The sequence below is a fragment of the Candidatus Desulfofervidus auxilii genome, from assembly GCA_030262725.1.
Taxonomy (GTDB): Bacteria; Desulfobacterota; Desulfofervidia; order Desulfofervidales; family Desulfofervidaceae; genus JAJSZS01.
Genome location: JAJSZS010000007.1, coordinates 101,931 through 111,475, shown reverse-complemented (window position 1 = coordinate 111,475; position 9,545 = coordinate 101,931). Strand labels below are relative to the sequence as shown.

At 35.4% G+C, this 9,545-nt stretch carries 8 protein-coding genes and 1 tRNA gene; 1 reads left to right on the top strand and 8 read right to left on the bottom strand.

Going from position 1 to position 9,545, the window contains the following annotated elements:
* Positions 1-423: 423 nt before the first annotated feature.
* Entirely contained in the window at positions 424-1,800 is a 1,377-nt protein-coding gene (locus LWW95_05735) for a hypothetical protein (protein MDL1956534.1), read from the bottom strand.
* A 303-nt stretch (positions 1,801-2,103) separates the two neighbouring features.
* Positions 2,104-2,376: an HU family DNA-binding protein gene (locus LWW95_05730; GenBank protein ID MDL1956533.1), complete on the bottom strand. Its 273-nt coding sequence runs from the start codon at positions 2,374-2,376 to the stop codon at positions 2,104-2,106.
* 148 nt (positions 2,377-2,524) lie between these two features.
* Between LWW95_05730 and LWW95_05725 the strand changes: the two genes are divergently transcribed.
* On the top strand, positions 2,525-3,112 hold the full coding sequence (locus LWW95_05725) for a Uma2 family endonuclease (GenBank protein MDL1956532.1): 588 nt from the start codon (positions 2,525-2,527) through the stop codon (positions 3,110-3,112).
* Here LWW95_05725 and LWW95_05720 read toward each other — a convergent pair.
* The 6 genes from LWW95_05720 to sucC all read right to left on the bottom strand — a co-directional run bounded on the left by LWW95_05720 (position 3,113) and on the right by sucC (position 9,540).
* Positions 3,113-3,189: transfer RNA gene (locus tag LWW95_05720), tRNA-Pro, on the bottom strand.
* A 50-nt stretch (positions 3,190-3,239) separates the two neighbouring features.
* Positions 3,240-3,959, bottom strand: coding sequence for an NAD-dependent deacylase (locus LWW95_05715; protein MDL1956531.1), 720 nt, complete (start codon positions 3,957-3,959; stop codon positions 3,240-3,242).
* The gene (locus tag LWW95_05710) at positions 3,952-5,733 is read right to left on the bottom strand and encodes an FAD-dependent oxidoreductase (protein MDL1956530.1); all 1,782 of its coding nucleotides are present in this window, start codon (positions 5,731-5,733) and stop codon (positions 3,952-3,954) included. Before LWW95_05710 ends, LWW95_05715 begins: the two co-directional genes overlap by 8 nt.
* The gene (locus LWW95_05705) at positions 5,720-7,507 is read right to left on the bottom strand and encodes an FAD-dependent oxidoreductase (protein ID MDL1956529.1); all 1,788 of its coding nucleotides are present in this window, start codon (positions 7,505-7,507) and stop codon (positions 5,720-5,722) included. The genes LWW95_05710 and LWW95_05705 overlap by 14 nt, the downstream gene beginning before the upstream one ends.
* The gene (gene sucD / locus LWW95_05700; GenBank protein MDL1956528.1) at positions 7,508-8,386 is read right to left on the bottom strand and encodes a succinate--CoA ligase subunit alpha; all 879 of its coding nucleotides are present in this window, start codon (positions 8,384-8,386) and stop codon (positions 7,508-7,510) included.
* Positions 8,387-8,388: 2 nt separating this feature from the next.
* Complete coding sequence (sucC, locus tag LWW95_05695; protein MDL1956527.1) at positions 8,389-9,540, bottom strand: ADP-forming succinate--CoA ligase subunit beta; 1,152 nt, start codon at positions 9,538-9,540, stop codon at positions 8,389-8,391.
* Positions 9,541-9,545: the final 5 nt, after the last annotated feature.

Sequence of the window (9,545 nt, the reverse complement as noted above, 5' to 3'; positions counted from 1 at the left end):
CTCAAATATTTCTATTAATCTACTTGACATCTTTTATTCCTCCCTAAAGTTTCTATCATATTTCTGTGGTCTAAATTTAATTCTGGTGAAATCTTTTTCTTGAAAAATTATATATATTTATCCTTTAACTCATTTGCTTTTCTTTTGTATCCGAAATCTTCGAGTCTATCAATAATGGATTTGATAAGTTATTAGAGAAGTGGTTACTCTTTGTTGTCCATCAACCACTTCATGCTCATCACTTTTTTAAAAATAATATATTACCCATAGGAAAATCAAAGCCACTAGTTTGTGAGCAACCTCTACTGCTCTTAACAAAAGATTGAAATTCAAAAAGGGTTCTCCACCACTAAAATGAAGAAAGCAATAATCCTCCAGAAATTGGTTCCGGTAGTCTTACTTTATTGATTACTTTATTTCTTTTTAATGTGTGTTTATCCACTCATATATTGGCTGCCAAACAAGAGATTTTGCATTATCTGCCCACAAAAGATCAACATGTCCATAATCCAGTGCTACATCTTCCGGTGGATATAGCTGAACAACCAATGTCTCCTTATCAGTGCTTCCAAGGAGTGTTACGGTATATATGCCATATTCACCAAACCCGCCTGCTGCACCCACATAAAAGACCGGAATATTTATCTCACTTAAGTGGTCATCGTAAGGCACTTCAACCTTATCAGACATTAGTGCTTCTCCATCGATATTTTCTGCAATACTCTGGAAGCTCGGTGTTGCAAGACCAATGTCGAGGGCATAGTCAGTATTTGTGAACTGCAGTCCTTGTGGGATTCCGAATTCATCAAATACTCCAGCAAGATAGTGGTAGAATGGCACATATGGCTCGAGTGGTTCAAATGTGGCATACGTTGCGGACAAGACGAATAGAGCTGCTTGTTTGTTTGTAAGCTCTGGAATGATTGGTGATTGGTCATCCGGAAACGTAGCTGCCAAATAGGCCATATACTTCATAACTGCTCCCTCATCGCTGTAATATATCCCTGAGTCGTACTTTTTCTTTAATGCAAGGTACCTTTCATAAGCGGCATCTTTTAACTTCTGATTCTCTGGTGAAAACTTATAGACCTTATCCAGAATGATGATTCCTTTCAAATCACGCAAAAACACCGGTATCTGCGTCTCTCTGTTAGCGTAGGCTAAGGCAAACTGAGCGCCCCTGCTGTGTCCCAACATAAACAGCTTGCCAAAACCGCTGCCTGTCAAACCTCTCGCTACTCTGGCAATTTTCACGCCTACCATAATGTCATTAACATGCAACGCAGTATTCCAGTTTTTCATAAATTCACAGCCATCAATATAGCAGTATGGATATTCTGTCCCAGGGTAGTAATCTGGTACAAATGTCCATCTACGGTCTACTCCCCAGACATCCACATTGTTCTGTGCCAGAAAGATGCCCAAGGATTGGTATATAGATACCTTATCAGAAACTGTGCTACCCAAGAAGGAATTGTCAAAGTTTGTTGCATCACCATGAATCATCATCACCGCTTTTGGTGCTATAATCGGAACCCATGGCGCTCTTTCTTTTATCACCCTATAGACACCTATCTTGTCAAATTCGCCAAAACCCACTTTCAATATCAAAGTATATTTGTAGATATCATCAACCAATTGTTTTCTGTCAAATGAGATTAAACTGACATTAATTCCCGTTTCCTGTGCAGATAATTGAACTGCATCTGTAACCCATGTTGCTTCGTTTGAAGCCCAAACTAATTTAGTACCAAAGACCAAAGAAACAATACATATAAGTACTATTGCAATCTTTTTCATTTCTTTCCTCCTACTTTCATTTTAAATTTTTGTTAAAAATATAAAATAACATAAAAAATTTTGTCAAGCAAAATCTTCCCAAATCCTTGTTTGTCCTACAAGAAACTACAAGTGTGGCATAATAAAATGATTTTGAAGTAGCCAATTCCATCAGGCTATATGCAAATGAATTTGTCAAACCATCTGGATAGGTAGTCTAATCAGCCTGTTTTCATAATCATATTGCCTCCTTCATGGAGAGTCTGTTGCCAAATCATCATATGTTATTACTTCACCATCTGGGGTTATAAAGATACGATATAACTACTTAATAGCATCATTTAAAGCCTTTGCTGCCTTAAACTTTACCACATTTTTCTCAGGCACAGTCATTTTCTTTCCTGTTTGAGGATTTCTCACTGTCCTCTTGTTGCGTTTCACCACGTTAAATATTCCAAGACCGTTAATCCTCACTTTCTTTCCCTCTGCAAGCTGTGTCCTTACCACTTCAACCAGACTATCAATTATCTTAATAACATCAGCTTTTTTCATACTTGTCCTTGATGCCACTTCCTTAACAAGTTCCTGTTTTGTCATAATAACCTCCTTTTTCTTTTAATTTTTAAGTATTTCCCATATACCACAATATGCCCTTGTTTTTCAAGACTTTTTGTGATGTAATACGCTTTAAAAAACCACTGTCGGATACGTTGCATGTTTATACCTTTTGAGGTAAGTTAAGACTATGCAGACAGAGATAAAGAGAGATTTGACGCTTGAAGTAGCCAATTTATATCCTTCTCAAGGAGAGTGGACTGAAGAGGACTACTTTTCCCTTCCTGACACAAACCTTTATGTGGAGCTATCAGAAGGGAAGCTTATAATGCCACCACATCCTACAAGGAGCCATCAAATTGTTCTTCTAGAGTTGGCTTTTAGATTAAGGACATTTGTCAAAGAAAGAAACTTAGGCGAAGTACTTATTGCACCACTTCCTGTAAGGCTTTGGCCTGGAAAGATAAGAGAACCTGATATATTCTTTTTGTCAAAGGAGCATTCTGATAGAGCAGGAGAAAAATTTTATGGAGTTCCAGACCTTATCATAGAAATAATATCACCCAATACAGAAAGGATCGATAGGGTGGATAAATTTAATGAATATGCTAAAGCAGGGGTAAAGGAGTATTGGCTGGTAGACCCTGAAAAAAAGATTGTAGAAGTTTATACTTTAAAAGAAAGAAAATATATACTTTTAGGTAAATATAGTTCATCTCAAGTCGCTAGCTCAAAAATTCTTCCTGGTTTTAAGATAAAAGTAAAAGAAATTTTTTAATGGTCGGGACGACAGGATTTGAACCTGCGACCACCTGCGCCCCATGCAGGTGCGCTACCAGGCTGCGCCACGTCCCGACCTATATAATCTTTGTATATTTAAAGCCTAATTTTGTCAAGAATCCTAGCTAAACCAATTTAGGTAATATTTCCCCTGATTTTCCCTTGAGATAAATATCTACAATAGGTGTAGCTTCACTGGGTTCTGGGTTTATCTCAATTAAAAAAGCACCTTTTTCTTTAGCTAGCCATATTAAAGAAGCTGCTGGCTGAACAGTAGCTGATGTACCTATAATTAAAAAAGTTTCTGCAGTTTCTGCTTCTCTTATTGCTAGGTTTAATATATCAAGATCTAAAGGTTCACCAAACCAAACAACATGCGGACGGAGCAAATTTTGACAGTTTGGGCAAAGGGGTGGAAAAGGTAAAGGTACTCTTCTATCTTCTTTTAAAAAGCTACATCTTGTACACCTTACCCACCAGATATTTCCATGAAGTTCTATAATATTTCTATTACCTGCTTTAAGATGAAGACCATCTATATTTTGAGTAATCAGACAAAATTTAGGCATTTTTTCTTCTAATTTAACTAATGCTTTATGAGCAGGATTACATTTTGCCTTTGAAATTAATTCCCTTCGCCAGTTATAAAATTCCCAAACAAGTTTTGGGTCTTTTTTAAATGCTTCTGGAGTAGCAAGTTCAGCTACATTATATTTTTGCCAAAGACCTCCAGGACCTCTAAATGTAGGTATTCCGCTTTCAGCTGAAATACCAGCACCAGTAAGAACAGTTAATTTCTTTGTATCTGATATAATTTTACATGCTTTTTTAATTTCTTCATGCATGTAAATGTTTTTCTAATTCTGCTTTAAGTTCTTTTATACTAAAACCAGGAATAGCACATCCCTCTTTTGGACAAGTAGCTTGACAAGCTCCACAGCCGCGACAACTCATAGTATTTATTTCTACAGTCTTTTTTATTTCACCATTTTTTATATATTCAATAAGTTTTATAGCATTATATACACAAACATCTACACAATAACCACAGCCATCACAATTTTCTTCAATAACATACATTTTATAAACTTTTTCTCTAAATCCTAATGCAATACAAGCTTCACAGTTTTCACAGTAATCACAATGTAAACATCGACTTGTCTCAAGGATAACCTCATCTAGATTCAATCCCCTCTGTTGTAAGGAAAAACCTTTTAAGCGCTCTTCAACTGGCAAAAAGCTTGGATATTGTGCAGGTTTTTTTGGGATTCGCTCTATTTGGCAAGGTAATTCAACAACAATAAAATCTTTTTTTTCTTGATTGGTCTTTAAATCTTGATTTTTAAGAAAATGCTTTACTGATTCAGCTACTTTCTTTCCTGCTTTAATTGCATCAGCTACTCTGCCAATTCTAAAAACATCACCAGCAACAAAGATACCCTCTACTGAGGTGGCTAAAGTAACAGGATCTACATTTAAGCGTCCATTCTCATCCAGTATTTCTTTTAAGTATTCCCTGTCAGGTACCTGACCAATAGCAAATACAAGATAATTGGTAGTAAGAAACATAGTATCACTTGAATCAAATTGGGGATTAAAAATTTTTATTCCATCTTTTAAATCATAAACAGAAGTACATTTAATAAAAATAAGTTTAAGTTTATTATTTTCTTTTTCTATTTTTTGTAATCCATAAGAATAATAAAAAGTTATGCCTTCTTCTTTTCCACATCTCTCATCTTCTATATTAGCTAAAATACCATCTTTAGAAGTTCTATCCTCTGATTCAAGGCAAGCAAGACTTACATTTGCTCCTAATCTTCTTATAGAGCGTGCAACATCAATAGCCACACCACTACCACCAATAACTACTACTTGTTTTCCCTGATATTTCCCTTTATCTATTGTACCTTCACTAATTTGAGAAAGAATCTCAATAGCACTTTCTACACCTTCAAAACCTTTAGCAAATGGTGGTACAGGACGAGGTAATGGTGTACCAGTGGCAATAATAATAGCTTTATAATCTTTTTTAAGCTCAGTAATAGGTATTTTTGTATTTAGTTCTAACTTAATATTTAAAGGAGTAATTATTTGGTCTACAACAAAATTGACTACTTCTTTAGGTAAACGAAATGAAGGAATAAGATATAAAGCTCCACCAGGTCTTTTTTTTGTTTCAAATATAGTAACTTGATAACCTTCTTTAGCTAAAAAGAAAGCAGCAGTTAAACCTGCAGGTCCGCTACCTATTATTGCCACTTTCTCTTTTAAAGGAAAGATATTAAAGGAACGATATGGAGGAATTTTTCCCTTTATAACTGCATCTTTGTACCAATCAAATAAAAACCTTTCAATAAGCCGAATGTGCACTTTTTCATCTACTTTAAGTCGATTACAAAAATCTTCACAAATACCACATACATAACCGCAAATACCAAATAATGGATTAAAATTAAACCATTCATCATAGAGATTTAAAAAAGTTTTTTCATCTCCTTGTACTTTTACCTTTTTGGCTAATTGTCCTAAAATAATATTATGCCTTTGAATAGGTCTCATAAGTGGACAGGCATAACGACAAGGTGAAATAAATTGCTTTTTATTATTCCTCACCATAGCAAGTTAGGCCACAGTTGAGACATCTTTTTGCCTCTGTTAATGCTATTTCTTCATTAAAACCCTTTTCTATCTCTTCAAAATCTTTTATCCTTTCAGCAACAGCACGTTTAGGCATTTTCTGACGAGGTAAAATTTTTATTTTTTGTTTATCTATAACAGGTTCTGGCAAAAACTCTTTAAGTCTATTCTGAATAATTTTTACTTCACCTTTTTTCAAAAATAGATGAATACTTCTTGCCGCTAATCTAGCTGTACCAATAGCATCTACTACCCGCTTTGGCCCCAATACAGCATCTCCGGCAGCAAAAATAAATGGAATGTTTGTTTGGTAAGTTTCAGGATTAACAACAACTGTACCTCTTTTACTAATTTCTAAGTCTTTACCAATAGGATCATTTTTTAAAAATTCAGTATCAGGCTGCTGACCAATAGCCAGAATTACTGTATTTGCAGGTAGATATTCCTCAGTACCAGGAATAGGAATAGGACGACAGCGGCCACTTTCATCTGGTTCACCTAATTTCATCTTAATACATTTTAATGCAGATAAATGACCATTTTCTCCAACAAAACACAAAGGAGCAGTTAAAAAAATAAATTTTATCCCCTCTTCTTCAGCTGCTTCTATTTCCTCTTTTAGAGCAGGCATTTCTGTTCTGCTCCTTCGATAGACAATACAGACTTCTTTTGCTCCAAGCCTTAAGGCAGTCCTTGCCGCATCCATAGCTACATTGCCACCACCAATTACTATCACCTTTTTCCCTAATTCTGGTCTTTTGCCTTCAGCAACTTCCCTTAAAAATTTTATCCCAGAAATCACACCTTTTATATCTTTTCCTTCAATTTTTAATTCCCGACCTTTCCAAGCACCAATAGCCAAAAAAATAGCTTCATAATCCTTATGCAGATCAGCTAAAGTAAAATCTTTTCCTAACGCCTTTTGTGTCTGAACTTCAATTCCTAGTTTTAAAATGCCTTCTATTTCCCAATCTAATATTCTTTGAGGTAATCTAAAATCTGGAATTCCATAACGCAACATGCCACCTAAATTAGGCATAGCTTCAAAAATAGTCACTTTATGACCTAAACGGCGTAAAAAATAGGCACAGGCAAGCCCGGCTGGCCCTCCTCCAATAATGGCTACTTTATATCCAGTATCAGGAGCAATAAATACAGATGATCTTTCTCCTTTTTTCCATTCATAATCTGCTACAAAACGCTTTAAATAATTAATGGCTACAGGTTCATCTATTTGATTACGACGACAGTGCTCTTCACAGGGTCTTGGACATACCCTACCTAATATTAAAGGCATAGGCATATGTTCTTTAATTATAGAAAGTGCCTTTTTATAATCGCCTGCTTTAATTTTTTGAATAAACCTTGGAATATCTATCTGAGCAGGACAGGCTTGTTGACATGGTGCTAAGCAATCATCAGTACGATTAAAACGTAAAATAGGTGAAATAGGAGAAACCAATTCTAGAACTTTTTGAGGACAAGCTGCTATACACTTACCACAACCAATGCATTTTTCTTCATCAATAATAGGCAATCCTTGCTCACCAATAACAATTGCTTCTTCTGGACAGGCTTTAACGCAACTACCAAGCCCAAGACAACCAATCTTACATAAAAGATTAATACCATATCTTTTTACTGCCTCTTTACAATCTAAATCACTTGGATATTCAAATGTACGCTGTGCCCTTTTACCTCCTCGACATTTTAAAAAGGCATGTCTTGGCAATTTTTTCTTTTTTTGTGCCATTTATACACCCACCACTTCTTTTACAGTTTCTCCAAGTTTACCTAAATCTTCAGCTACAAAGATACCTGCTTCTTTTAAAGCCTTTATTTTGCTTTCAGCTGTCCCTTGACCTCCAGAAATGATAGCACCAGCGTGTCCCATACGTTTTCCAGGAGGGGCTGTGCGTCCAGCAATAAAAGCTATAACTGGCTTTTTAAAGTATTTTTTGATATATATAGCTGCCTCTTCTTCAGCTGTACCACCAATCTCTCCTACCATAACCACACCCTTTGTCTCTTCATCTTCATTGAATAGCTTTAAAATATCAATAAAACTGCTTCCAGGAATGGCATCACCACCAATACCAACACAAGTAGTTTGACCTAAGCCAGCTAATGTTAATTGATAGTCTATTTCATAAGTAAGCGTACCACTGCGAGAAACAACACCAATTGAACCAGGAGTATGAATATGACCAGGCATTATCCCAAGCTTACATTTAAATGGAGGGGCAATTAAACCAGGACAATTCGGGCCAATAAGTGTTACATCAGGATGTTCTTCTAAATAACGCTTTACCTTCATCATATCAAAAGTAGGTATACCTTCTGTAATACAAACAATTAACTTTATTCCAGCAGAAGTAGCTTCATAAATGGCATCAGGAGCAAATGGAGCTGGTACAAATATAACTGAAGCATTTGCTCCTGTCTCTTTTACTGCTTCTTCCACAGTATTAAATACTGGCACTCCCTCTATCTCCTGCCCTCCTTTGCCAGGTGTTACTCCTGCAACAATTTTTGTTCCATAAGAAAGCATCTGTTTTGTATGAAATGCACCTTCTTTTCCAGTAATACCTTGAACAAGCACTTTTGTATCTTCATTCACTAAAATAGCCATATTCAACCCCTTAAAATCTCCATAATCTTTTTTCCTGCATCACTAATATCCTTTGCCACAATAAAATTTAAATCTGAATCAGAAAGCATCTTACGCCCTTTTTCCACATTTGTACCTTCTAATCTTATTAAAATTGGCACATTAATATTTACTTTTTTAGCTGCCTCAATTAGTCCCTCTGCTAAAACATCACAACGCAATATGCCACCAAAAATATTAATAAAAATCAATTTTACATTTGGATCAGAAAGTAAAATCTTTAATCCCTGAGAAATCATCTCTACATTTGCCCCACCACCTACATCTAAAAAATTGGCTGGTTTTGCTCCATAAAGCTTAATTACATCCATAGTTGCCATAGCCAAACCTGCACCATTTACCATAATACCTACATTTCCATCTAAACGAACATAATTTAAGCGATGTTTCATTGCCTCATATTCAAGTGGATCAAGTTCTTCTGGATCAAGCATCTCTTTTATATCTGGATGGCGATAAAGGGCACTATCATCAAAATTTAATTTGGCATCTATAGCCAAAAGCTTATTATCTTCTGTAATAGCTAATGGATTTATTTCAGCTAATGAGCAATCATAATCCACAAATAATTTATATAAAGAAATTAATAATTTTGTTGCCTCTTTTACAGGAAGACCGGTTTTAAAACATAAATTTCTTGCTTGATAAGGTAAAAATCCTAAAAAAGGATCAATTGTTTCTTTAAAAATTAACTCTGGCTTTTCTCTAGCCAGCTCTTCTATCTCCATTCCACCAGCAGGGCTGACCATTATAACTGGTCTATTTTTACTTCTATCTATCACAAGACCTACATAAAATTCTTTTTTAATATTAACTGCCTTTTCTACTAAAACCTTTCTTACTATCTTCCCTTCTGGTCCAGTTTGAGGTGTGATCAAAGGTTTTCCTAATAAACTTTGAGCAATATTTTTTGCCTCTTCTAAAGTTTTAGCCAGTTTTATACCCCCTCCTTTACCTCGACCACCTGCTTGAATCTGAGCTTTAATTACTAAAGGCAAACCTAATTCTTCAGCAATCTGTCTTACTTCATCTACTGTTTCTGCTAATCTTCCTTCAGGTACAGAAATAAAAAATTTTTTAAATAGCTCCTTTGCTTGATACTCATGAATTTTCATTTCAA